The organism is Verticiella alkaliphila (genome assembly GCF_018904615.1).
In the GTDB taxonomy this organism is placed as follows: Bacteria; Pseudomonadota; Gammaproteobacteria; order Burkholderiales; family Burkholderiaceae_B; genus Verticiella; species Verticiella alkaliphila.
In genome coordinates this window covers 1-22,654 of record NZ_JADCNH010000014.1, presented here as the reverse complement: position 1 = coordinate 22,654, position 22,654 = coordinate 1, and the positions used below count along the sequence as shown (strand labels likewise).

General features: G+C 67.5%; 21 protein-coding genes and 2 pseudogenes. 17 read left to right on the top strand and 6 right to left on the bottom strand.

Annotated elements, in window-relative coordinates; all coding sequences use genetic code 11:
* Positions 1-7: 7 nt before the first annotated feature.
* The 3 genes from IMZ29_RS11095 to fumC all read right to left on the bottom strand — a co-directional run bounded on the left by IMZ29_RS11095 (position 8) and on the right by fumC (position 3,297).
* Complete coding sequence (locus IMZ29_RS11095) at positions 8-1,582, bottom strand: ABC transporter ATP-binding protein (protein ID WP_216183706.1); 1,575 nt, start codon at positions 1,580-1,582, stop codon at positions 8-10.
* Positions 1,561-1,824 carry a hypothetical protein gene (locus IMZ29_RS11090; protein ID WP_216183704.1) on the bottom strand — a complete coding sequence of 88 codons (264 nt, stop codon included), beginning with the start codon at positions 1,822-1,824 and terminating at the stop codon, positions 1,561-1,563. Before IMZ29_RS11090 ends, IMZ29_RS11095 begins: the two co-directional genes overlap by 22 nt.
* A 75-nt stretch (positions 1,825-1,899) precedes the next feature.
* A complete protein-coding gene (gene fumC, locus IMZ29_RS11085; RefSeq protein ID WP_216183702.1) occupies positions 1,900-3,297 on the bottom strand; it encodes a class II fumarate hydratase in 1,398 nt (465 codons plus the stop codon).
* A gap of 252 nt (positions 3,298-3,549) precedes the next feature.
* Between fumC and IMZ29_RS11080 the strand changes: the two genes are divergently transcribed.
* From IMZ29_RS11080 to IMZ29_RS11050, 8 genes and pseudogenes are all read left to right on the top strand, one after another.
* Complete coding sequence (locus IMZ29_RS11080; RefSeq protein ID WP_216183701.1) at positions 3,550-4,227, top strand: response regulator; 678 nt, start codon at positions 3,550-3,552, stop codon at positions 4,225-4,227.
* A complete protein-coding gene (locus IMZ29_RS11075; protein WP_216183699.1) occupies positions 4,220-5,674 on the top strand; it encodes a sensor histidine kinase in 1,455 nt (484 codons plus the stop codon). Before IMZ29_RS11080 ends, IMZ29_RS11075 begins: the two co-directional genes overlap by 8 nt.
* 114 nt (positions 5,675-5,788) lie before the next feature.
* Positions 5,789-6,784, top strand: coding sequence for a Bug family tripartite tricarboxylate transporter substrate binding protein (locus IMZ29_RS11070; RefSeq protein ID WP_216183697.1), 996 nt, complete (start codon positions 5,789-5,791; stop codon positions 6,782-6,784).
* Between the two features lie 86 nt (positions 6,785-6,870).
* Entirely contained in the window at positions 6,871-7,314 is a 444-nt protein-coding gene (locus tag IMZ29_RS11065; protein WP_216183695.1) for a tripartite tricarboxylate transporter TctB family protein, read from the top strand.
* Positions 7,311-8,825 (top strand): tripartite tricarboxylate transporter permease, encoded by a 1,515-nt coding sequence (locus IMZ29_RS11060; RefSeq protein ID WP_216183693.1) that lies wholly within the window; start codon positions 7,311-7,313, stop codon positions 8,823-8,825. The genes IMZ29_RS11065 and IMZ29_RS11060 overlap by 4 nt, the downstream gene beginning before the upstream one ends.
* 180 nt (positions 8,826-9,005) lie before the next feature.
* A pseudogene (ilvD, locus tag IMZ29_RS11055) lies at positions 9,006-10,861 on the top strand (dihydroxy-acid dehydratase).
* A gap of 241 nt (positions 10,862-11,102) precedes the next feature.
* Positions 11,103-11,231, top strand: a pseudogene (locus IMZ29_RS23495) (DcsG N-terminal domain-containing protein); the annotation flags it as partial.
* Positions 11,229-11,891 carry an ATP-grasp domain-containing protein gene (locus IMZ29_RS11050; RefSeq protein ID WP_503660847.1) on the top strand — a complete coding sequence of 221 codons (663 nt, stop codon included), beginning with the start codon at positions 11,229-11,231 and terminating at the stop codon, positions 11,889-11,891. The pseudogene IMZ29_RS23495 and the gene IMZ29_RS11050, both read left to right, overlap by 3 nt.
* An 88-nt stretch (positions 11,892-11,979) precedes the next feature.
* Here IMZ29_RS11050 and IMZ29_RS11045 read toward each other — a convergent pair whose 3' ends face one another.
* The 3 genes from IMZ29_RS11045 to yihA all read right to left on the bottom strand — a co-directional run bounded on the left by IMZ29_RS11045 (position 11,980) and on the right by yihA (position 14,572).
* Positions 11,980-12,852 (bottom strand): hydroxypyruvate isomerase family protein, encoded by an 873-nt coding sequence (locus IMZ29_RS11045; protein ID WP_253207044.1) that lies wholly within the window; start codon positions 12,850-12,852, stop codon positions 11,980-11,982.
* Between the two features lie 23 nt (positions 12,853-12,875).
* Complete coding sequence (gene hemB / locus IMZ29_RS11040; protein ID WP_253207043.1) at positions 12,876-13,880, bottom strand: porphobilinogen synthase; 1,005 nt, start codon at positions 13,878-13,880, stop codon at positions 12,876-12,878.
* A gap of 68 nt (positions 13,881-13,948) precedes the next feature.
* On the bottom strand, positions 13,949-14,572 hold the full coding sequence (gene yihA / locus IMZ29_RS11035; protein ID WP_216183830.1) for a ribosome biogenesis GTP-binding protein YihA/YsxC: 624 nt from the start codon (positions 14,570-14,572) through the stop codon (positions 13,949-13,951).
* Positions 14,573-14,726: 154 nt separating this feature from the next.
* On the opposite strand from yihA, the gene IMZ29_RS11030 reads away from it, so the two are divergent.
* From IMZ29_RS11030 to IMZ29_RS10990, 9 genes are all read left to right on the top strand, one after another.
* On the top strand, positions 14,727-15,410 hold the full coding sequence (locus IMZ29_RS11030; protein ID WP_216183688.1) for a helix-turn-helix domain-containing protein: 684 nt from the start codon (positions 14,727-14,729) through the stop codon (positions 15,408-15,410).
* Positions 15,407-16,222 carry an amino acid ABC transporter ATP-binding protein gene (locus IMZ29_RS11025; RefSeq protein ID WP_216183686.1) on the top strand — a complete coding sequence of 272 codons (816 nt, stop codon included), beginning with the start codon at positions 15,407-15,409 and terminating at the stop codon, positions 16,220-16,222. The genes IMZ29_RS11030 and IMZ29_RS11025 overlap by 4 nt, the downstream gene beginning before the upstream one ends.
* A 26-nt stretch (positions 16,223-16,248) precedes the next feature.
* The gene (locus tag IMZ29_RS11020) at positions 16,249-17,184 is read left to right on the top strand and encodes an aminotransferase class IV (RefSeq protein ID WP_216183684.1); all 936 of its coding nucleotides are present in this window, start codon (positions 16,249-16,251) and stop codon (positions 17,182-17,184) included.
* Positions 17,185-17,224: 40 nt separating this feature from the next.
* Positions 17,225-17,899 (top strand): amino acid ABC transporter permease, encoded by a 675-nt coding sequence (locus IMZ29_RS11015; protein ID WP_216183682.1) that lies wholly within the window; start codon positions 17,225-17,227, stop codon positions 17,897-17,899.
* 2 nt (positions 17,900-17,901) lie between these two features.
* Positions 17,902-18,573, top strand: coding sequence for an amino acid ABC transporter permease (locus tag IMZ29_RS11010; RefSeq protein ID WP_253207041.1), 672 nt, complete (start codon positions 17,902-17,904; stop codon positions 18,571-18,573).
* A gap of 21 nt (positions 18,574-18,594) precedes the next feature.
* Positions 18,595-19,440 (top strand): transporter substrate-binding domain-containing protein, encoded by an 846-nt coding sequence (locus IMZ29_RS11005; protein WP_216183680.1) that lies wholly within the window; start codon positions 18,595-18,597, stop codon positions 19,438-19,440.
* Positions 19,441-19,477: 37 nt separating this feature from the next.
* Positions 19,478-20,617, top strand: coding sequence for a mandelate racemase/muconate lactonizing enzyme family protein (locus IMZ29_RS11000; protein ID WP_216183678.1), 1,140 nt, complete (start codon positions 19,478-19,480; stop codon positions 20,615-20,617).
* A 7-nt stretch (positions 20,618-20,624) separates the two neighbouring features.
* Positions 20,625-21,566: a bifunctional Delta(1)-pyrroline-2-carboxylate/Delta(1)-piperideine-2-carboxylate reductase gene (gene lhpI, locus IMZ29_RS10995; protein ID WP_216183676.1), complete on the top strand. Its 942-nt coding sequence runs from the start codon at positions 20,625-20,627 to the stop codon at positions 21,564-21,566.
* 101 nt (positions 21,567-21,667) lie between these two features.
* Positions 21,668-22,654, top strand: a 987-nt coding sequence (locus tag IMZ29_RS10990) for an acyl-CoA dehydrogenase family protein (RefSeq protein ID WP_216183674.1), incomplete at its 3' end; no start/stop codon positions are given.

Genomic DNA, 22,654 nt, shown 5'->3' with positions numbered 1-22,654 from the left:
CGGCCTGTCAGGCCTGCGCCTGCACGTCCGGCAAGAAGCCATCGGCCTGCTGTTGCCAGAGCCGTTGGTAGGTGCCGGGCTGGCTCTGCAGGTCTGCATGGCTACCGTCCTGCACGAGCACCCCCTGGTCGAACACCAGGATGCGGTCCAGATGGGCGATCGTCGAGAGCCGATGGGCGATCACGATCACCGTGCGGTCCTCCATCAGGTCGTCCAGACTGTCCTGGATAGCCTTCTCAGTAATCGAGTCCAGGCTCGACGTGGCCTCGTCCATCACCAGGATGGGCGCGTCCTTGAGCATGACCCGGGCGATAGCCACGCGCTGGCGCTGCCCACCAGAGAGCTTCACGCCGCGCTCGCCCACGAGCGCTTCATATTGTTGGGGCAGATCGTCGATGAAAGCAGCCGCGCTGGCCCGCGTCGCGGCTTCACGCACGGCCTCGTCGTCGGCCTCGAGCCGTCCGTAGCGGATGTTCTCGGCCAGACTGCGGTGAAATAGTCCCGGCTCCTGGGGGATCAGCCCGATCTGCCGATGCAGCGAGTCCTGGGTCATGTCGTTGATGTCCACGCCATCGAGGGTGATGCGACCCTGCTGCGGCTCGTACAGTCGCAGCAGCAGGTTCACGAGCGTGGATTTGCCCGAGCCTGAGAAGCCCACCAGGCCCACGCGCTGGCCTGCCGGGATGCGCACGTTCAGGCCCTTGAAGACCGGCCTCTTGGGGTCGTAGCCGAAGCCGACGTCCTCGAAGGCGATGTCCCCGCGCGTGATGCGCACGTCGCGCGCGCCGGGGCGATCCACGATCTCGTGCGGCCCGAGCAGCGTCTGCACGCCATTGGTGACGTTGCCCACGTACTCGAACATTTCCAGGAAGCGCCGGCCCAGGTTGCGCGCGTCGTTGATGACGAGCAGCGACAGACTGGTGCTCATCACGAAGGCGGCCACGTCGATGCGCCCGTCGCGCCAGAGCACGATGGCAAAGATCAGCATGCCGACCTTGAGCACGAGCGCCGCGGTCATCTGAAACCATTGCACCTTCTCGCTGAACCACATCGAGCGGCGCGTGACGGCGATCTCGGCCGCCTGCGTGGCGCGCAGGCGCTCGTACTCGTGCTTTCCGCGGGCGAACAGCCGCACATTGGGCAGGTTCGTGACGGAATCCATGATGCGTCCGGTGGTCTCGGCGCGGGCGGCCGCGCTGCGCTGCGCATAGGGCCGGGCCCGGCGCGCGAGCCAGAATGACACCGCGACGAACACCACGGCCCAGGCCAGCGTGAAGCCGGCCAGCATGAGATTGGCCGAGGCGAGCAGGAAGATCGACACCGTGAGCGTGGCCAGCAGCGGCAGGAATTCGAAGACGACCATGGAGATGGTCATGTTCACGCCCATCGACGTCTCGCTGATGCGCGAGGCCAGGGCCCCCGCGAAGTGGTTGCTGATGAACCGGTGCGAGTGGTGCTGAAGATAGCCGAAGAGCGCGCGCGCCACGCCGGTGCGCTGCGCGGGCGAGACCACCACCCGACAGGCGCCGCTCGCGCGGTTGAAGATGAGTTCCCCCAGTGCTAGGCCGACGAAGAGCAGCAAGGGTGCAGTGACCGCCTGCGCGATCGTTTGCCGCCGGCGGGCTGCTGGGCGGCATCCGTGACGGCGCCCACGATCTGCCCGATGGCATACGGCATGATGATGGAGCTGGCCGCGGCGGCCAGTTCGAGAAAGACGATCAGCAGGTACCACCCGCGGAATCGCCAGAAGAAGTGCAGGACGAAGCGCACGGGCGTCGTCGGCAAGGTGCCGCCCGGCGTCGCGGGAGCGGCGGAAACAGTCATGACAGCGAGGTCTCGAAAGTCAACGGTGTCGTGGGCCAGCGGTACAGCGCCGCCGGCCCACGGCGGGAACGGCGCTTACGCAGTGCGATCGGCGTTGGTCATGTCGGCGGGTATGACCCACTCGGCGAACTGCGCCTCGGTGACATAGCCCAGGGCCAGGGCAGATTCCTTCAAGGACAGGTTCTCCTTGTGCGCCTTCTTGGCGATCTGCGCGGCCTTGTCGTAGCCGATGTGCGGATTGAGCGCCGTCACCAGCATCAGCGAGCGGTCCACGAGTTCCTGGATGCGTTCGCGGTTGGGCTCGATGCCCACGGCGCAGTTCTTGTCGAAGCTCGCCATGCCGTCGGCCAGGAGACGCACCGACTGCAGGAAGTTGTGGATGATCATGGGCTTGAAGACGTTGAGCTCGAAGTTGCCCATCGAGCCGCCCACGTTGATCGCCACGTCGTTGCCTAGCACCTGGGCGGCCAGCATGGTGAGCGCCTCGCACTGCGTCGGGTTGACCTTGCCCGGCATGATCGAGCTGCCCGGTTCGTTCTCGGGAATGCTGATCTCGCCCAGGCCCGAACGCGGGCCGCTCGCGAGCCAGCGCACGTCGTTGGCGATCTTCATCAGTGCGCCCGCCAGCGTCTTGAGGGCGCCATGGGCAAAGAGCAGGCCTTCGTGCCCTGCGAGCGCCTGGAACTTGTTCGGGGCGGACACGAAGTCCACCCCGGTATCGCGGGCAAGCTCGGCGGCCACCTTCACACTGAATTCGGGGTGGGCGTTCAGGCCGGTGCCCACCGCCGTGCCGCCGATGGCCAGCTGGTGCAGGCCGGACAAGGTGGTGCGGATCTGGGCTTCGCACAAGTCGAGCTGAGCCACGTGGCCGGACAGTTCCTGGCCCAGCGTGAGTGGCGTGGCGTCCTGCAAGTGTGTACGGCCGATCTTCACGATGTCGTTGAACGCGGCGCGCTTGGCGTCCAGCGTGGCGCGCAGTGCGGCCAGCGCAGGCAACAAGTGCTGCTCGACCTGCACGGCAGCGGCGATGTGCATGGCGGTGGGGAACACGTCGTTGGACGATTGACCGCGGTTCACGTGATCATTGGGGTGGACCTTGCGGCCTTCGCCCCGCTCGCCGCCCAGGATCTCCGAGGCGCGGTTGGCGAGCACCTCGTTCATGTTCATGTTGCTTTGCGTGCCCGAGCCCGTCTGCCACACCGCCAGCGGGAACTCACCGGGCCACTGGCCGGCAATGACTTCGTCCGCCGCCTTGGCGATGCCGTCGGCAATGGTGCCGTCCAACTCACCCAGGCCGGCGTTCACACGGGCCGCGGCGCGCTTCAGGCGCGCCAGGGCGTCGATGAGCTGCGGTGGCAGCTTCTCGGAAGAAATGGCGAAGAACTGCAGCGAACGTTGCGTCTGGGCGCCCCACAGATGCTCGTTCGGAACATCGATCGGGCCGAAGGTGTCTTTCTCGCGGCGGGTGCTCATGCGGACTCCGGGGAAGGTGGCCAACAAAGACTGCCGACGCGTCGTCGGCAGCACAACATACTAGATTAACCGATCAAGGATGCGTCTCACTCGCATTTGGCCTACATGGCGTCGTGGGTATACCGGCGGCGTCGGCAAGCGTTCCCTTCCTATAATGCGGGGCCATGACCGCAGCACGTCGCCGTCCGCGCCCTCGCGCCGACAGCATCCCGACGCAAACGGCGCTCCCGCGCAAGGCAGGCCGGACACTCCATGCGAATCCTCCTGATCGAAGATGAACCCGAGCTTGCGCGCTGGCTGTCGCGCACACTGGCTCGCCACAGTGGCTACGTGGTGGACTGGGCCGACGACGGCCTGCTCGCCGAGCGCCGACTCGCGGTGGAGGAATTCGACGCCATTGTCCTCGACCTGGGACTGCCCGGGCTGGACGGTACGGCACTGCTGGCGCGGCTGCGGGCGCGCGATGACCGTACCCCGGTGCTCGTGCTGACGGCGCGCGATTCGCTTGCCGACCGCGTAGGCGTGCTGCACGACGGTGCCGATGATTTCCTGCCCAAGCCCTTCCGCGTCGAGGAGCTCGAAGCGCGCCTGGTCGCCCTGGTGCGGCGCAGTCGCGGACGTGACCACCCGCGCCTGGCCTGCGGTCCGCTGGTGCTGGATACTGCGGCACAGCGCTTCACGGTGCATGGGGTGCCGCTCGCCCTGTCGCCGCGCGAGCACGCGGTGTTGCGCGTTCTGGTGCAAAAGAGCGGGGAGCCGATCAACAAGCAGCAGATCCTGGATCGCATCGTGCCGGACGATCGCGACGTCAACCTCGAGGCCGTGGAAGTGTTGATCCACCGACTGCGCAAGAAGCTCGCAGACACCGGTGTGCACATCGTGACCCTGCGCGGCATGGGCTACGTGCTGGAGCGGCTGCCCGATGCGTGAGCGCCGCCGCCGCGCGCGCAGCCTGAAGTCGCGCCTGCTCTGGTGGCTCGTGCCGGCCTTGGTGCTCATCATGCTGGGCGCGCTGTGGCTGTCGAACAACCTACTCAAGGAGCAGGTCGACACGGCCTACGATCGCGCGCTCGCGGGGGCCCTGCGCGCCATCGATCTGAACATCTCGACGGCCAGCGGCGGCCTGTCCATGGAGCAGCCCTTCCTCCTCCTCGAGTTCTTCCAGCTGACGGCCAACGGACGCGTGTTCTACCGGGTGGCCACCGAAAGCGGGTTGGCCGAGATCGGGTATCCCGAGCTGCCCATGCCGGATGCCCCCCTCGAATCCAATGTCCCTCTTTTCTACGAAGGCATCTACTTGGGCGAGCGGGTACGCGTTGCGTCCATGGCACGCAGGATGGATCCGCCACTCGCGGGCGAGCCGAGTGGCCGCGTCATCGTGCAGGTGGCCGAAAGCCTGAATACGCGCGAAGTCTTCATCGCTTCGGTGCTGGTGCGCGGCTTCGAGCGCGACGTGCTCGGCATCCTCGCGAGCGTCATGCTGCTCGTCATGGGCGTGATGATCTCGCTGCGTCCGCTCGCGCGCCTGCGCGAGGAGATCGAGGCGCGCCGGGCGGACGATCTGCGTCCGATCGACGACGAGGGCCTGCCCTCGGAAGTGCAGCCGCTGGTTCGCGCCATGAACCGGCACATGCAGCGCTACGGCGATCAGGCGCGCGACCAGCAGCAGTTCCTGGACGACGCCTCGCACCAGCTGCGCACCCCCCTGTCGGTATTGCGCACGCAGATCGCCTACGCGCTGCGCGAGTCCGATCCGCAGGAAGTCCACAGCGTGCTCGTGGCCATGCAGCGCGGCGTGGAGCATGCCGTGCGCATGACCAATCAGCTGCTCGCGCTCGCTCGCACGCGCGACCACGTCGCCGCCCGCGAGCGCCTGCTCGCCGACCCCGTCGACCTCGGCGCGCTGGCCGACACCGTCATGCGCGCCTTGCTGCCCGCCGCCCGCGCGCGCCAGCTGGACTGCGGGCTGGCCCTGCCCGGCACCTCCGTCTGCGTGCGCGGCGCCGAATGGATGCTGCGCGAGGCTCTGAGCAATCTCGTGGACAACGCCATCCGGTATACCCCGTGCCGCGGCCGGATCACTGTCACGGTCACCGCGGAGTCCGGCTTTGCAAACCTGATGGTCGACGACGAAGGCCCCGGCATGACCGCCGAGGAGCGCGAGCGTGCCGGCACGCGGTTCTGGCGCGGCGACGCGGGTCGGGACACCCCCGGGGCGGGGCTAGGCCTGGCCATCGTGAAGACGATCGCCCATGTCCATGACGCCGAATTCGTGCTGGCCGAGGCCAGCCCGCGCGGGCTGCGGGCCGGGCTGCGCTTTCCGCCAGGCAGAGTCCTCGGGGTTAACCCTGAAGACACGCAAAATTCGTCCGATTGAAAGGTTGCGGAAAGCCAGCGTTGCCTACATTTCGGGGCATCTGCTTCCCAACAGCCGGCAGCCAGGCCCGGGCCAGCCCCAGCCTGCAGGAGCCGGCACACGACGGAGACTTCCATGATTCCCCAGCGATTCCTGCGTGGCGCAGCCCTGGCTGCCGTGATGGCGCTACCCGGCCTGAACGTGGCCGTGGCCGCCGAGCCCAGCCGTCCTGAATGCGTGGCCCCGGCCCAGCCGGGCGGCGGCTTTGATCTGACCTGCCGCCTCGCGCAGGGCGGGCTCAAGCAGAGCGGCGCCCTGCAGAACCCGATGCGTATCGTCTACATGCCGGGTGGCATCGGTGCGGTGGCATACAACAACATCGTGGCGCAGCGCCCGGCCGAAGCCGGCACGATCGTGGCCTTCTCGGGCGGCTCGCTGCTCAATCTGGCCCAGGGTAAGTTCGGTCGCTACAACGAGAATGACGTGCGCTGGCTCGCCGCCGTGGGCACCGACTACGGCGTGGCCGTGGTACGCGATGATTCCCCGTACAAGGACCTGCAAAGCCTGATGAAGGCCTTCCAGGAAGACCCGACCAAGATCGTGCTGGGTGCCGGCGGCTCGGTCGGCAGCCAGGACTGGATGAAGGCAGCGCTCACCGCCAAAGCCGCGAACGTCGATTACCGCAAGATGCGCTTCGTCGCCTTCGAAGGCGGTGGCGAAGCCCTGTCCGCCCTGCGCGGTGGCCATATCCAGGCCTACATGGGCGATGCCGCCGAGGCCGTCACCCTGATGGACGGCGGCGCGCCGATCCGCGTGCTTGCCGTCTACCACAAGGAGCGCCTGCCGGGCCGCCTGGCCGATGTGCCCACCGCCGCCGAGCAGGGCTATGACATCGAATGGCCCATCATTCGTGGCTTCTACATGGGCCCGAAGGTGTCCGATGCCGAGTTCGACTGGTGGAAGCAGGCCTTCGACAAGACGCTGGCAAGCCCCGAGTTTGCCAAGCTGCAACAGCAACAAGGTCTCTTCCCGTTCGACCTCACGGGTGCTGAGCTGGACGCCTACGTGAAGCAGCGTGTCAAGCAGTATGCCGAGCTGGCCGATTCTTTCGGCCTCATCAAGAAGAACTGACGTCCGATACGCAGCGTCGCGGGCGTCCTGGCTGATGAGCCAGGGCGCCCGCCGCGGCTGCCACTCTTTCCCTCGAGAGATCCGTCATGGCCCTCAACGACCGTGTCCTGGGCGTCTTCGCCCTTGCCCTGGCCGCCTTCCTCACTGCCTTCGGGTATGGACTGGAAGCGCCGTTCGCGTACGAGCCCGTGGGCCCGCGCGCCTTCCCGCTGCTGCTCGCCTTCATCATCGCCGTGTGCGGCGTGCGGCTCCTGTTCAAGGGCGGCAATCCCGTCGAACCCAACCCGCCCGGCGCCAATGCGCGCATCCTGATGATGGTGGGCTTCCTCGCGGCCTATGCGCTGATGTTCCAGTGGCTTGGCTTCGTGGTCGCCACGGCTGCCATGACGATCTTCGTTGGGCGTCTGTTCGGCGGTGCGTGGTTGCGGTGCGTGATCGGCGGTGTGGTCATGGCGCTCTTCTTCTTCCTGCTCTTTGACAAGGCGCTGGACGTCGTCTTGCCGACCGGCATTCTGGGAGACCTGCTGTGAACGGCGTCCTCGATCATCTTGCCATCGGCTTCGGCGTCGCTGCCGACCCGATGAACCTGCTCGTCGCCGCGATCGGTTCCTTTTTTGGCACCATCGTCGGTGTGCTGCCGGGCCTGGGTCCGATCAACGGCGTGGCCATGCTCGTGCCCATTGCCTTCGCGATGAACCTGCCGCCCGAGACCGCGCTCATCCTGCTGGCCGCCGTGTACGTGGGTGCAGAGTACGGCGGGCGAATCACCTCGATCCTCATCAACGTGCCAGGCGAGGCCGCGGCAGTGATGACCACGCTGGACGGCTACCCGCTCGCCCGCAAGGGGCTGGCGAGCGTCGCGCTCTCATTGTCTGCATGGGCGTCGTTCGTCGGCTCGACCATCGCCATCTTTGGCATCCTGCTCTTTGCGCCCCTGCTGGCCGGCTGGGCGCTGGCATTTGGGCCGGCAGAGTACTTCGTGCTGATGGTGTTCGCATTCTGCGCCCTCACCAGCCTGTTGGGTGAAGAGCCCGTCAAGGGCGTGCTCGCGGCGATGATCGGTTTGGCGATCTCCACGGTCGGAGTGGACGCCAATTCGGGTGTCTACCGGTACACCTTCGACATGCCGCATCTGGCTGACGGCATCGACTTCGTCGTGGTCGTGATTGGTCTGTTCGCCGTGGCCGAAATGCTGCAGATGCTCGAGAAGCTGCTGTCCGGCATCTCGGTGAAGGTACCCAAGAGCGAGCGCAAGCTCTTCAACATGAAGGAGCTGCGGTTCACTTGGTGGTCCACGGTGCGCAGCGGCTTCATGGGCTTCTTCGTGGGCGTGCTGCCCGGTGCCGGCGCGAGCGTGGCATCGGCCATGGCCTATGCCAACGAAAAGCGCCTGATCGAGGGCAAGGATCCCGACGCCTGCTTCGGCAAGGGCGACATGCGCGGCCTGGCCGCACCGGAATCGGCCAACAACAGCGCAGCCACCGGTTCCTTCATCCCCATGCTGACACTGGGCGTGCCGGGCTCGGGCACCACGGCGGTCATGATGGGCGCGCTCACCCTCTACAACATCACGCCGGGGCCGGTGCTCTTCGAGCAGCAGCCGGCACTGGTGTGGGGCCTGATCGCCTCGCTCTTCATCGCGAACGTCATGCTCTTCATGATGAACGTGCCCATGGTGCGCGTCTTTGCCGCCATGCTGGCGATCCCGCCCTGGCTGCTGGTGCCGGGCGTGCTCTCCATCAGTTTCATAGGCGTGTACGCGATCAACGCCACCACCTTCGATCTCACCCTGGTGGTGGTGATCGGCGTGATCGGCTACTTCCTGCGCCGCATGGGCCTGCCGCTCGCGCCGCTCGTGCTTGGAACGGTGCTCGGCAACATGATGGAGCAGAACCTGCGTCGGGCACTGTCGATCACCAACGGCGAGCTGCACATCCTCTGGGCGAGCCCGATCTCGATCAGCCTGTGGATCGCGGCCATCGGCGTCGTCGTCGGACCGATGGCCTATCGCCGCTACCGTCGCGGCCGCGCCGCGGCCTGACGCGCCTGGGGTGGATACGGAGCCTGGCCCTTTGCGGCCAGGCTTTTTTGTTCCGCCGGGCCAGATGCGATAATCCCCCTGTTTGCCCACGGCGCGGCTCAAGAGGTTGTTTGCACGGGCACCGAGGGCGCGGCATCCCCGCGGCCCGACACTTTTTGCGATCTTTTCTCCCGGATCACCATGCCCACCTACCGTTCCAAGACTTCCACCGCTGGCCGCAACATGGCGGGGGCGCGCTCGCTGTGGCGCGCCACCGGCATGAAGGACGATGATTTCTCCAAGCCGATCATCGCGGTGGTCAATTCCTTCACCCAGTTCGTCCCGGGCCACGTGCACCTGAAGGACCTGGGCCAGCTCGTCGCCCGCGAGATCGAAGCCGCCGGCGGCGTGGCCAAGGAGTTCAACACGATCGCCGTGGACGATGGCATCGCCATGGGCCACGATGGCATGCTGTATTCGCTGCCCAGCCGCGACATCATCGCGGATTCGGTCGAGTACATGGTCAATGCCCACTGTGCCGACGCCATGGTGTGCATCTCCAACTGCGACAAGATCACCCCCGGGATGCTGATGGCCGCCATGCGCCTGAACATCCCCGTGATCTTCGTGTCCGGCGGCCCGATGGAAGCCGGCAAGACGCGTCTCGCCAACCCGGTCACCAAGACGGTCGAGATCAAGAAGCTCGACCTGATCGACGCGATGGTCATGGCGGCCGATACGTCCTATTCGGACGCCGAGGTGGCCGAAGTCGAGCGCTCGGCGTGTCCGACCTGCGGGTCCTGCTCGGGCATGTTCACGGCCAATTCGATGAACTGTCTGACCGAGGCGCTGGGCCTCTCGCTGCCGGGCAATGGCACGGTGGTGGCCACCCACGCCGATCGCGAGCAGCTCTTCAAGCGCGCCGGCCGCCGCATCGTCGAGATCACGCGCCAGCACTACGAGCAGGACGACATGGGCGTGCTGCCGCGCTCGATGGGCTTCAAGGCCTTCGAGAATGCGATGACGCTGGACATCGCCATGGGCGGCTCGACCAATACGATCCTGCATATCCTGGCCATCGCGCAGGAAGCGGAGATCGAATTCACGATGGCCGACATTGACCGGCTCTCGCGCACCGTGCCGCAGCTGTGCAAGGTGGCGCCCAACACGAACAAGTACCACATCGAGGACGTGCACCGCGCAGGTGGCATCATGGCCATCCTGGGCGAGCTCGCCGCGCGGGCAAGCTGCACACGGATGCGCCCACGGTGCATTCCGCCACGCTGGGCGACGCCCTGGCCCAGTGGGACATCACGGTGTCTCAGGACGAGGCCGTGCGCCGCTTCTACCTGGCCGGCCCTGCGGGGATCCCGACCCAGGTGGCGTTCAGCCAGAACACGCGCTGGCCCAGCCTGGACCTGGACCGCGCCGAAGGCTGCATCCGCTCTGGCGACCATGCCTTCTCGCAGGAAGGCGGCCTGGCCGTGCTCACCGGCAACATCGCGCTCGATGGCTGCGTGGTGAAGACGGCCGGTGTGGACGAGAGCATCCATGTGTTCGAGGGCAACGCCCACGTGGTCGAGTCCCAGGACGAAGCCGTGGAGAACATTCTCGCCGACAAGGTCAAGGCGGGCGACGTCGTCGTCGTGCGCTACGAAGGCCCCAAGGGCGGCCCGGGCATGCAGGAAATGCTCTACCCGACCAGCTACATCAAGTCCAAGGGCCTGGGTAAGGCGTGTGCGCTGCTCACCGACGGTCGCTTCTCGGGCGGCACGTCGGGCCTGTCGATCGGCCACTGCTCGCCCGAGGCGGCTGCCGGCGGCGCGATCGGCCTGGTGCGCAATGGCGACCGCATCCGCATCGACATCCCGAACCGCACGATCAACGTGCTGGTGTCCGATGAGGAACTGGCCCGCCGCCGCGCCGAGCAGGACGCCATGGGCTGGAAGCCCGCCAAGCCGCGTCCCCGCAAGGTCTCGGCCGCGTTGAAGGCCTACGCCAAGCTCGTGATGTCGGCCGACAAGGGCGCTGTGCGCGATCTGTCGCAGCTCGACTGATCCCTCGCACCTGCAAGAGAATGGCCCGGAAGTCCGCGGACTTCCGGGCGTTTTTCATGATGGGGTCGCGTGGGGGGCGTGTCAGGGGCCGAGTGTGGCGCGTCGCTGGCGTGGCCGCGTTACGCTGTCGGGCTATGCCAGACCCATCCTATCGACTTGCGCTCGCCACCTATGCGGACGAGCCTGCACTCTCTGCCGATGATGCCTTGCTGGTGCCGGCCCTGGCCGCCGCAGGCATCGAGCCGCGGCCGTCCCCTGGGCGTCGGCTGACTTTGACTGGCACAGTGTCGACGCGGTGTTGCTGCGCTCGACCTGGGACTACGTCGAGCGTCCAGCGGCCTTCCTCGACTGGCTGGAAGCCTTGCCGGTGCCCGTGTTCAATTCGCCCGACACCGTGCGCTGGAACAGCGACAAGCGCTATCTCGCCACGCTGGATGCGGCGGGCGTGGCCATCGTGCCGACGCAGTTCGTCTCCGGCGCCGAGTTGCATCAACGTCTCGGGTCATTCGGGCGCGACACCGTCATCGTCAAGCCGGCCGTGAGCGCAAGTGCCCGCGGCACGTGGCGAGGGCAGGCCGACGACCCAACATTCCAGGTCCGTGTGCGGGCCTTGTCGGCGGATCGCTGCTACCTCTTGCAGCCCTACGTGGCGCAGATCGAGACCGGGGGTGAGTGGTCCCTGATCTATCTGGCCGGGGCCTTCAGTCACGCTGTGCTCAAGCGGCCGGCGGCGGGCGACTTCCGCGTGCAGTCGGCCCACGGCGGCCGGGTGGCGGCGGCGGATGCACCGGCGGGGCTGCGCGCCCAGGCGGGCAGGGTGATGCAGGCCCTGCGCCCGCTGGGCCTGCCCATGCCCCTGTATGCACGGGTCGATGGCATCGTGGTGGATGGAACATTCCAGCTAATGGAGCTGGAGTTGATCGAGCCTGCGCTGCACTGGTTTGCAGACCCTCAGTCGCCGGGGCGGATGGCTCGCGCGATCGCACAGCGGTTGGAGGGCGACGTCAGCGCCACAGACGTCGGAGTCTGAGGCGACGGGGGAGATGGCGACATACCGGAAGCTGCCCCACACCGCCGATGGTGGGTGGCCCGCGCAGATGCGCCGTGGCAGGGTGGCCTCAGGCCGAACCCCTCGAGGGCGCGAGCAGTCGATGGTACGCCGGCAGCCATGCCGTCAGCCCGGCGGTCGTATCGCCCTGAGGCTTGTACTCGGCTCCGATCCAGCCGGCATAACCGGACGTACGCAACGCTCGCAGGCCTGCGATCACGGCCGTATCGGCGAGGTCTGGCTCGTGCCGCCCTTCGGCCCGCGCCAGCTGCACGTGGTGCACCCACGGCAGCGCGGTGGCGAGTTCGCCAGGCAGGTCCAGGCCTTCGCGCTGCACGTGATAGAAGTCGAACTGCAAGCGCACGGTCGGATCATCGAGCGTGCGCAGCACGGCCAGCGCCTCGGCGGGCTGGTGATAAGCGTAGCCGGGCACGTCGTGACGGTTCAGCGGTTCGAGGGTCAGCGTCACGCCCTGCGCACGGGCGAGCGGTGCTGCCCACGCCAAATTCGCGATGAGGGTGGCGCGCACGGCGGCCGGATCGGCATCGGCGGGCGGGCGGCCTGCCATCACATGCACGCTCGGGCAGCCCGTGGCTGCGCACACGGCCAACGCCGTCTTCATGGCCTGACGAAATTCGGCCTCCCGCCCGGGCAGGCCGGCAAGTCCCACCTCGCCCGGGCTGCCCGCGGGCGTATTGATCAGCACCAGGGGCATCGCATGCGCGCGCAGCATCTGTGCGAGCGATGTGGGGACCACGTCATACGGAAACTGGATCTCCACGCCCGCAAAGCCGTCGCGTGCGGCGGCCTCCAGGCGTTCAGCCAGGGGCAGGTCCGCGTACAGCATCGAAAGATTGGCCGAGAGCTGCATGGCGCCTCCAAAGGGCAGGGTGGCCGCCGGCGCGATGGTGCGCGGCAAGGCGCCTGCGCGCGGCGGGCACATGGTCGCGCCCGGGCCGCGTTGTTTCAGCCGCGCAGCAGCTTGGCCGCGTCGATGGCGAAATAGGTCAGGATGCCGTCCGCGCCCGCACGCTTGAACGCGAGCAGGGCTTCCATCATGGTCTTCTCGCCGTCCAGCCAGCCGTTGGCTGCCGCCGCCTTGAGCATCGCGTACTCGCCGCTCACCTGGTAGGCGAAGGTGGGTACGCTGAAGGTGTCCTTCACGCGGCGCACCACGTCCAGGTAGGGCATGCCGGGCTTGACCATCACCATGTCGGCGCCTTCCTGCAAGTCCAGCGCCACTTCGCGGATGGCCTCGTCCGTGTTGGCCGGATCCATCTGGTAGGTGGCCTTGGTCGACTTGCCCAGGTTGGCGGCGGATCCGACGGCATCGCGGAAAGGGCCATAGAAGGCGCTCGCGTACTTGGCCGAATACGCCATGATGCGCGTGTGGATGTGGCCGCCTTCCTCCAGGGCGCGACGGATGGCGCCGATGCGCCCATCCATCATGTCGCTGGGCGCCACGATGTCCACGCCGGCGGCGGCCTGCACCAGCGCCTGACGCACCAGCATCTCGGTGGTGGGCTCGTTCAGGATGTAGCCGGCTTCATCGATGAGACCGTCCTGGCCGTGGCTGGTGTAGGGATCCAGCGCCACGTCCGTCATGATGCCCAGGTCTGGATAGGCCTTCTTCAGTTCCGCCACCACGCGCGGGATCAGGCCGTCGGGGTTCGTGGCCTCGACGCCGTCAGGCGTCTTCAGCGAGGCATCGATCACCGGGAAGAGCGCCATCACCGGGATGCCCAGTTCCACGCATTCGGCCGCCACCGGCAGGAGGGTATCCAGCGAGTAGCGGTTCACGCCCGGCATGGAGGGCACGGCCTGGCGCACGCCCACGCCTTCGGTGACGAAGACGGGGTAGATCAGGTCGTCCACCGTCAGTTGGTGCTCGCGCACCAGGCGGCGCGTGAAATCGTCCACGCGCAGACGGCGCGGGCGGTTGTGGGGGAAAGCGGCAGCGGCAAACGTCATGACAGGCTCCATCTCGTCTTGTAGGCGGGCGGCGCGATCACGTGCCAGTCCCGGGACTGCGCGATCTCTCAGGGCACGACCTGAGGCGAGATCCAGCGCTCGATGTATTCAGCGGCTTCTTCCAGGCCGATGCGGTGCGTGGCCGAGAACGGCACGACGTGCAGGGCACCGATGTCGGACAGATCCTTGCGGATGGCGGCGACCGCGCGCACGCGCTGGCCATAGGCGAACTTGTCGGCCTTGGTCAGCAGCACCAGCAGAGGGCGTCCCGTGGGCGCGATCCAGTTGACCAGGTTGCGATCCTGGTCGGTCAGCCCACGGCGGATGTCGAGCATCAGCACGACGGCGGCAAGCGACGTGCGCTCACGCAGGTAGCGGCCGAGCACGTCGCCCCAGTGGGCCATTTCCTTGTGCGCGACCTCGGCATAGCCGTAGCCCGGCAAGTCCACCAGGAAGCCCAGGGCACCCTCGGGATCGAGCGGGTCCGGCAGGGCGAAGAAGTTGATGAGCCGGGTGCGGCCTGGGGTACGGCTCGAGAAGGCGAGGCGCTTCTGGGCGGCGAGTACATTGATCGCCGACGATTTGCCGCTGTTGGAGCGGCCGACGAAGCACACCTCCGGCGGGCCGGGCGGCGGAAGCTGGTCCAGGCGGGCGGAGGAAACGTGAAAGCGGGCGCGGGTAAGGAGGGACACGGCGGCCAAGGGGGAAGGTCAAGCCTGCATTGTAGTCAGTCGGCCCGTTCCGCTCGGTGTCTCTCCCGTCAAGCCGATGCTTATACCGAAAATCAATATCGGAAACGAAAAATATCTCGTATAGTGAATTCACGTTCTTGCCCCTGAGCTCTTCATGTCGTCTCGGCGCACGCCCTCCACCGTCCCTGCTGCACCGGCCGCACGCGCCCAGGCGCCGCGCCGCGTCGGCCGGCCGGCCGGGCCCACGCCAGTGGCCGACACCGGGCGCGAGCTGGGCGTGCTGGCGCTGCAGTTGCGCAAGTTCCGGGCGGACAAGGGCTTCACGCTGCAGCAGCTCAGTGCGCGCAGCGGCATTGCCGCATCGACCCTCTCCAAGATCGAGACCGGCCAGCTCTCACCCACGTATGAAAAGGTCGCTGCGCTGGCAGATGGCCTGGACGTGGACGTCGGCGATCTCTTCGCGCCCACGCCCGTGACGGTGTCCGGCCGGCGCAGCGTGACCCGCCGCGGCGAGGGCGTACCGCACGGCTCGCCGCAGTACGACTACCGCATGCTCTGCGCCGAGGTGTCCGGCAAGCAGTTCCTGCCGATCTTCGCGCACATCAAGGCGCGATCGCTCGCGGAGTTCGGCGATCTGGCGCGCCACGATGGCGAGGAGTTCGTCTACGTGCTCGCCGGTGAAGTCGAGATCCATTCCGAGTTCTACGCCCCGCTGCGTCTGGCCGTGGGCGACAGCTGCTACTTCGACAGCCGGATGGGGCACGCCCTGCTGGCCGGCAGCGATGACGACGCCCAGATTCTCTGGGTCTGCTCCAAGAAGACACAGGTGCCCGTATGACTGCTGTTTCCGCTCCCGCCGCTGGCGTGGCGCCCATCATCCGCCTGTCGGGCCTGCACAAGCGCTTCGGCGATCTGCACGTGCTGCGCGGCATCGACCTGGACGTACAGCCCGGTGAGCGCATCGCCATCATCGGCTCGAGCGGTTCGGGCAAGAGCACGATGCTTCGCTGCATCAACTTCATGGAGATGCCCAGCGCCGGGCGCATCGAGATCCAGGGACGCCAGATCGGCACGCCGGGTCGCGCCCAGGCAGACGGCACGGTGCCGGTGCAGTATTCGCAGGCCCAGCTGTGCGACGTGCGCCGATCCGTCGGCATGGTGTTCCAGCAGTTCAATCTCTTTCCCCACATGACCGTGGTGCAGAACGTCATGGAGGGCCCGGTCACGGTCAAGGGCGAGTCGCGTGCCACGGCGCATGCCAAGGCCATGCAGTATCTGGAGAAGGTGGGCCTGGCCAACAAGGCGGACGTCTATCCGGGGCGGCTTTCGGGCGGGCAGCAGCAGCGCGTGGCCATCGCGCGCGCGCTCGCCATGGAGCCACAGGTGCTGCTGTTCGACGAGCCGACCTCGTCGCTCGACCCCGAGCTCGTGGGCGAGGTGCTGGCCGTGATCCGCGACCTCGGCGAGGAGGGCCGCACCATGCTGCTCGTGACCCATGAACTGGGCTTTGCCTATCACTTCGCCACCAAGGTCATCTTCATCGCCGACGGCGTCTTCCATGAAGTCGGCCCGCCCGAGGAACTGCTCAAACACCCGCAGCAAGAGCGCACGCAGCGCTTTCTCGAACGCTTCACCGCGTTCAGCTTCTGACGCCACCCTTTTTCGACGGCTCCGCCATGTCCACCGCCTCGTCCGCCCCGGCCCGCTCGGGCACCAGCTCGCAGTCCTATCTCGCCGACCCGCGCAATGCGCAGGTCCTGGTCTACCTGAACGGCGAGTTCGTGCCGCGCGACCAGGCCACCGTGTCCATCTTCGATGCCGGCTACGTGTGCGGCGATGGCGTGTGGGAAGGCCTGCGCCTGGTCAACGGCAAGGTCGTCTCCTTCGATGCACACATCGATCGCCTCTTCGAAGGCGCCAAGTCCATCCTGCTGGACATCGGGCTGTCGCGCGATGCGGTCAAGCAGGTGGTGCTCGACACCTTCGCGCGCAACGGGATGCAGGATGGGGCGCATGCCCGGCTCATGATCACGCGCGGCGTCAAGAGCACGCCCAACCAGGATCCGCGCTTCATGCTCACCGGCGCCACCATCGTGTGCGTGGCCGAACACAAGGTCGTGGACAAGGCGGCCAAATCGCGCGGCCTGGCACTCTTCACGTCCGCCATCCGCTGCAGCAATCCGGACGTGTTCGACCTGCACCTGAATTCGCACAGCCGGCTGAACTTCATCCAGGCCCTGATCCAGGCCATCCAGGCGGGTGCGGATGAAGCGCTGATGCTGGATTCGCGCGGCTTCGTGGCAAGCTGCAATTCCACCAATTTCTTCATCGTGCGCCAGGGCGAGCTCTGGTGCTCGAGCGGGCTCTACAACTTCAACGGCATCACCCGTCAGACGGTGTTGCGGCTCGCGCGCGAAAACGGCTTCACGGTGTACGAGGGCGATTTCACGCTCGCCCAGACCTATGCCGCGGACGAGGCCTTCGTCACCGGCACGCTGGGCGGGCTCACGCCGGTGCGGTCCATCGATGGCCGGGCCATTGGCAGCGGCGAGGGCTTCGGGCCCGTGACGGCGCGTCTGGACGCGCTCTACCAGGCGTATATCGCTCAGTGAATCCACGGCCGCCAAGGCGGCGCGTGTGCAGGAGCCCGGCATGGGGTATGAATGGGATTTCGGTGCCGTCTGGGCCTACCGCGAGATGTTCGCGGCAGGCCTGCTCGGGACATTTCGGATCGCGATCGTCTCGATCGCGCTGGGGGTGCTCGTGGGCGCGGTGCTGGCCGCGATGCGGCTCTCGGGGCGGCGCACGCTGGCCTACCCGGCGCTGTGGGTGACCGAGTTCTATCGCAACACGCCGCCGCTGGTGCACTTCTTCTGGGCGTTCTACGCGTTGCCCGTGTTGCTCGACATCAGCCTGTCGCCGTATGCCGCGGCCGTGATCGCCCTGGCGAGCCAATCCGGCGCGTTCTACGCCGAAGTCTTTCGCGGCGGCGTCGTGTCCATCGAGCGCGGCCAGTGGGAGGGCGCACGCGCCATCGGCATGAGCCCGTGGCAGGCCCTGCGCCGCATCATCTTCCCGCAGGCCATGCTGCGCATGGTGGCGCCCTTCGTGGAGCGCTCCTTCGAGCTCATCAAGACGACGGCGCTCGCCTCCACGCTGGCGTACGCAGACCTGCTCTATCAAGCCATGCAGGTCAATGCCATCACCTTCCGGCCGCTGGAGGTCTACACCACCGTGGCGCTGATGTTCTTCGTTTCGCTCCTGCTGCTGAGCATGCTGGCCCGGCTGGCCGAATCGCGCCTGCTGCGCGCGCAAGGGGGCGTCTGATCATGGATCTGGCCTACACCTGGGATTTCTCGGACCTCTGGGCGAACTACCCCGTGCTGCTGCGCGGCGTGGGCATGACAGCGCTGCTCTGGGTGATCGCATTCCCCCTCTCCATGGTGCTCGGGCTGGGCATCGGGCTCGCGCGCACCTCGCGCTCGGCATGGATCGGCTGGCCGGCACGGGCCTATGTGGAGTTCTTCCGCAACATCCCCGTGCTCATCCAGCTCGTGTGGTTCTTCTACGCGCTGCCCATCCTGCTCGGCATCCAGCTCACGCCCTTCACCGCGGCACTCTTCGGCCTGGTACTGAATTCATCGGCCTATTGCGCCGAGATCTATCGCGGCGGCCTGCTCTCCATGCCACGCGGGCAGTGGGAGGGCGCGCTCGCCCTGGGCATGCCGCGCGGGCGTGCGCTGCGCCGGGTGGTGCTGCCGCAGGTGATCCGACGCATGCTGCCGGCGTTCACCAACCGCGGCATCGAACTCGCGAAGAACACGTCCATCGCCTCCGTGATCGCGGTGCACGAGCTCATGTACCAGGGGCGGCTTCTCAGCACGGTGTACTTCCGGCCGCTGGAGACCTTCACGGTCGTCGCCCTCGTGTATTTCCTCATCATCTACCCCGGCACCTTCCTCGCGTCCCGCCTGGAAAAACGCTTCGTCCAACGGCAGTAACCCCTCCCTGAGAGAACCACCATGCACGCGCTCCTGCATTCCCTCAAACGCCACGTTGCCGTCCTTGGCCTGGCCGCCGCGGCCGTCGCCGCGCCGCTCGCCGCGTACGCACAATCCACGCTGGAGTCGATCAAGTCGGCGGGCGTCATGCGCATCGGCGTCGCTCCGGGCGATCCCTACTACTTCAAGAATCCCGCGAGCGGCGAGTGGAGCGGGCTGGGCATCCTGATCGCGCAGGACATCGCCAAGGACCTTGGCGTCAAGCTGCAGACCGTCGAGACGACCTGGGGCAACGCCGTGGCCGCCATCCAGGCCAACCAAATCGACACGATGTTCATCCTGGATGCCACCGAAGAACGCAAGAAGGCCGTCGATTTCGCCGATGAACCGCTCTTCTGGTACGCCCAGGGGGTGCTCACGCGCAACGGCCTCTCGGTGAAGACCTGGGAGGAGCTCGACAAGCCCGAGATCCGCATCGGCGTGGGCCTGGGTACCGCGCCGGACCGCGACCTGACCAAGCGCCTGACGCAGGCCAAGATCGAGCGCTTTGCCAACAACGACGAAGCCGTGGCGGCCCTCTTTGCCAAGCGCGTGGATGCCATCGCCTTCTACACGCCGGTGCTGGCCGTCGCCTACTCGCGCATTCGCCAGGGTGAAGTCGTGATCCCGACGCCGGTCGTGGCGCTGTCCACGAGCGCGGGCTTTCGTCGCCAGGAAGACCCGGCGTTCCGCAACTTCCTGAACGGTGAGTTCAAGAAGATGTACGAGAGCGGCCGCGTCCAGGAATTGTATGCACAATATCTGGAGACCAAGAAAGTCGATCCGAGCAAGACGCCCTCGCTCATCAAGGAGCAGTGGGCGAAGTGATCGCCGCCGCTGACCCGCGCGCGCCGGCGTGCCTCGCATGACGGCGCCGCGCATCATCGGGGTCCAGGTGCTGGCCTTTCACCGCCAGCTGGACGGGCGCGCCTGGAACCCGACCTTTCGCTGGCACGAGCGGCGTGCGCCGCTCGTCGTGGTCCACACGGACACCGGCGCCGTCGGCGTGGGCGAGGGCTGGTCGGCGCCGAGCGATCCGGCACCGGTGCTGGCCGCCTTGGCCACGCTCGCGCCCAGCCTGATCGGCCGTGACGTCCAGGCGGTGCTGGACGACCTGCACGCCGATACGCAAGCTGCGCTCACGGTGCCGCACGCGTCCGCCCTGAGCGCGGTCGACATGGCCTGTCATGATGCCCAGGCCCGCAGCCAGGGCCTGCCGCTCTGGCGCTTTCTGGGCGGGCCGACAGGGCAGGCCCGCGTCTATGCGAGCGGTGGCCTGTATCGCGATGATGGGGACGAGGCGGCGCTCGCCGCCGAGATGACCGGTTATCTCGCGCAGGGCCATCGTGCCGTCAAGATGAAGATCGGGGCGCTGTCGATGGCCGAGGATCTGGCGCGCGTGCGGGCCGTGCGCGCCGCGATCGGGCCGGAGGCGGTGTTGTGGGCCGACGCCGTGAACCAATGGTGTCTCCCCGGCGCGCTGGAAGGCTGCGACGCGCTGCGCGCGATGGGCGTGAGCGCCTTGCAGGCGCCCGTACCGTTCGATGACGTGGCCGGCATGGCCCGCATCCAGGCGCACGGGCTGCCCGTGGTGGCCACCGAAGCCGAGCATCGACCCGCCGTCTTTGCGGCGCTGCTCGACGCGCGCGCCGTGGGCTATCTGCAGTTCTGCCTGGGGCTGTGCGGCGGCTTTGCGGGCGCGGCGCGCCTGGACGACCTGGCCCGCACCTACGGCGTGCAGAGCACACCCCAGACGTATTCCACGGCCGTGATGCAGGCTGCCACGCTGCACTTCGCAGCGGCCCGCGGCAATGTCGTGCGTGCCGAGTGGCACGGCTTTCACGATCACCTCAGGGCGCTCATGCCGGCACCGATGACGCGTGTACAGGATGGCGTCATCACGTTGGGCGACGAGCCTGGGCTGGGCATTGCCGTGCCGCAGCCAGGGCAGTATGCCGACGGCAGCCAGATCGACCTCTACCATTCCTGCGGACACGCGTCCTGAGCTTGCCATGCTGATCGCCTCTTCCGACCAAACCCGCGCCGCGTTGCCTTTTGACGTGCTCGTGCCGGCGCTGCGCGCCGCCTTCCAGGCGGACACCGAGGTGCCACTGCGCCACGTGCATACCGTGCAGTCCGGCGACACCGCCGGCACCGTACTGATCATGCCTGCCTGGGGCGAAGGCTACCTGGGCATCAAGACGGTGAACATCTTCCCGGACAACGGCGCGCGCGGTCTGCCCGGGCTGCACGCGACTTACACGCTGTACGACGCCACGACCGGTGTGCCGCTGGCCATGGTCGACGGCGATCAGGTGACGGCGCGCCGCACCGCGGCTGCCTCGGCGCTGGCGGCGAGCTACCTGGCGCGCGCGGATGCGACGACGCTGCTGGTGCTGGGCACGGGACGCGTGGCGTCGCTGCTCGTGGACGCCTATCGGGCGGTGCGGCCGATCCAGCGAGTTCGGGTGTGGAACGTGCGGCCCGCGTCGGCCGAGGCCCTCGCCGAACGCTGGCGTGCCGAAGGCATCGAGGCCCAGGCCGTCACGGATCTGGCCACCGCCGTGGCCGAGGCTGACATCGTGAGCTGCGCCACGCTCGCCACCGCGCCGCTCGTGCAGGGCGCGTGGCTGCGTCCCGGCACCCATCTCGATCTCATCGGCAGCTTCACGCCGGCCATGCGCGAGGCCGATCCTGCGTGCTTCTCGGGCAATGCCGTCTTCGTGGATACCGACGAGGCCCCGCGCAAGTCAGGCGATCTTCTCGATGCCATGGCCGCAGGTGCGCTGACACTCGAGGGCATCCAGGCCACGCTCGCCGACCTGACGCGCGGGCGTCACCCAGGGCGGGGCGACCCGACCGAGGTGACGGTGTTCAAGGCCGTGGGCAGTGCGCTTGAAGACTTGTGTGCGGCGCGGCTCGTGTATCAGCAGCTGCGCGCGCCGGCTGCGTAGGACCGGCATCTTGCGCGCTTGGCAAGGCGACGCGAGTTCTGGCGGATTCGCGGCTCGTGGCGAGTATGCTTGGAGCCCCTTGCTGACTCGCCGGATCGACCATGACGACGTACGTGCCTCCTTTGCGTGACCTGCAGTTCGTGATCGAGGACGTGCTCCAGCTTCCCCGCGCGTGGGCGGGCATGCCCGCCTTCGCGGACCTGGATGCCGACACGGCGCGCCAGGTGGTGGCCGAGGCCGGGCGATTCGCGAGCGACGTGCTGGCACCGCTGAATGGCCCGGGCGATCTGCAGGGATGCCGCTGGTCGGCGGGCGAGGTGCGCACGCCGGAGGGTTTTGCCGCGGCCTATCGCGCCTTCGTCGAGGGTGGCTGGCCTGCGCTGGCCTGCGATCCGGCCGTCGGCGGCCAGGGCCTGCCCAACGTGCTCAATGGCGCGCTCTTCGAGATGATCTGCGCGGCCAATCATGCCTGGACCATGTATCCCGGCCTGCTGCATGGCGCGTACGCGTGCCTGCACGCGCACGCCTCCCCTGACCTGAAGGCGGCCTACCTGCCGCAGCTCGTGTCCGGCGAGTGGCTGGGCACCATGTGTCTGACCGAACCCCAGGCCGGGTCCGATCTCGGCCTGCTGCGCACGCGGGCGGAGCCAGCGGACGACGGCAGCTATCGGGTGACCGGCAGCAAGATCTTCATTTCCGGCGGTGAACACGATCTCACCGACAACATCGTGCATCTGGTGTTGGCCCGCCTGCCCGACGCGCCCGCCGGCTCGCGCGGCATCTCGCTCTTTCTCGCGCCCAAGGTGCTGCCGGACGGCACGCGCAACGCCGTGCATTGCGATGGCATCGAGAAGAAGATGGGCATCAAGGGCAGCGCGACCTGCCAGATGCGCTTCGAGGCGGCCCAGGCGTGGCTCGTGGGCGAGCCGCACCGCGGCCTGTCGGCAATGTTCGTCATGATGAACGCGGCCCGCCTGCACGTGGCGCTGCAGGGCCTCGCGCACGCCGACGCCGCGCATGCCCGCGCGCTGCGCTACGCCGTGGACCGGCTCCAGTCGCGGGCGCCGCAGCGCACGCCCCGGTGCGGG

Coding starts and splice junctions, on each gene's coding strand:
- IMZ29_RS11010 (WP_253207041.1), top strand. CDS start 17,902: ATGGATCTGGCCTACACCTGGGATTTCTCGGACCTCTGGGCGAACTAC.
- hemB (WP_253207043.1), bottom strand. CDS start 13,880: ATGACGTTTGCCGCTGCCGCTTTCCCCCACAACCGCCCGCGCCGTCTG.
- IMZ29_RS11075 (WP_216183699.1), top strand. CDS start 4,220: ATGCGTGAGCGCCGCCGCCGCGCGCGCAGCCTGAAGTCGCGCCTGCTC.
- IMZ29_RS11030 (WP_216183688.1), top strand. CDS start 14,727: ATGTCGTCTCGGCGCACGCCCTCCACCGTCCCTGCTGCACCGGCCGCA.
- IMZ29_RS11025 (WP_216183686.1), top strand. CDS start 15,407: ATGACTGCTGTTTCCGCTCCCGCCGCTGGCGTGGCGCCCATCATCCGC.
- IMZ29_RS11000 (WP_216183678.1), top strand. CDS start 19,478: ATGACGGCGCCGCGCATCATCGGGGTCCAGGTGCTGGCCTTTCACCGC.
- IMZ29_RS11045 (WP_253207044.1), bottom strand. CDS start 12,852: ATGTGCCCGCCGCGCGCAGGCGCCTTGCCGCGCACCATCGCGCCGGCG.
- IMZ29_RS11090 (WP_216183704.1), bottom strand. CDS start 1,824: ATGACTGTTTCCGCCGCTCCCGCGACGCCGGGCGGCACCTTGCCGACG.
- IMZ29_RS11070 (WP_216183697.1), top strand. CDS start 5,789: ATGATTCCCCAGCGATTCCTGCGTGGCGCAGCCCTGGCTGCCGTGATG.
- IMZ29_RS11065 (WP_216183695.1), top strand. CDS start 6,871: ATGGCCCTCAACGACCGTGTCCTGGGCGTCTTCGCCCTTGCCCTGGCC.
- IMZ29_RS11020 (WP_216183684.1), top strand. CDS start 16,249: ATGTCCACCGCCTCGTCCGCCCCGGCCCGCTCGGGCACCAGCTCGCAG.
- IMZ29_RS11015 (WP_216183682.1), top strand. CDS start 17,225: ATGGGGTATGAATGGGATTTCGGTGCCGTCTGGGCCTACCGCGAGATG.
- lhpI (WP_216183676.1), top strand. CDS start 20,625: ATGCTGATCGCCTCTTCCGACCAAACCCGCGCCGCGTTGCCTTTTGAC.
- IMZ29_RS11080 (WP_216183701.1), top strand. CDS start 3,550: ATGCGAATCCTCCTGATCGAAGATGAACCCGAGCTTGCGCGCTGGCTG.
- fumC (WP_216183702.1), bottom strand. CDS start 3,297: ATGAGCACCCGCCGCGAGAAAGACACCTTCGGCCCGATCGATGTTCCG.
- IMZ29_RS11005 (WP_216183680.1), top strand. CDS start 18,595: ATGCACGCGCTCCTGCATTCCCTCAAACGCCACGTTGCCGTCCTTGGC.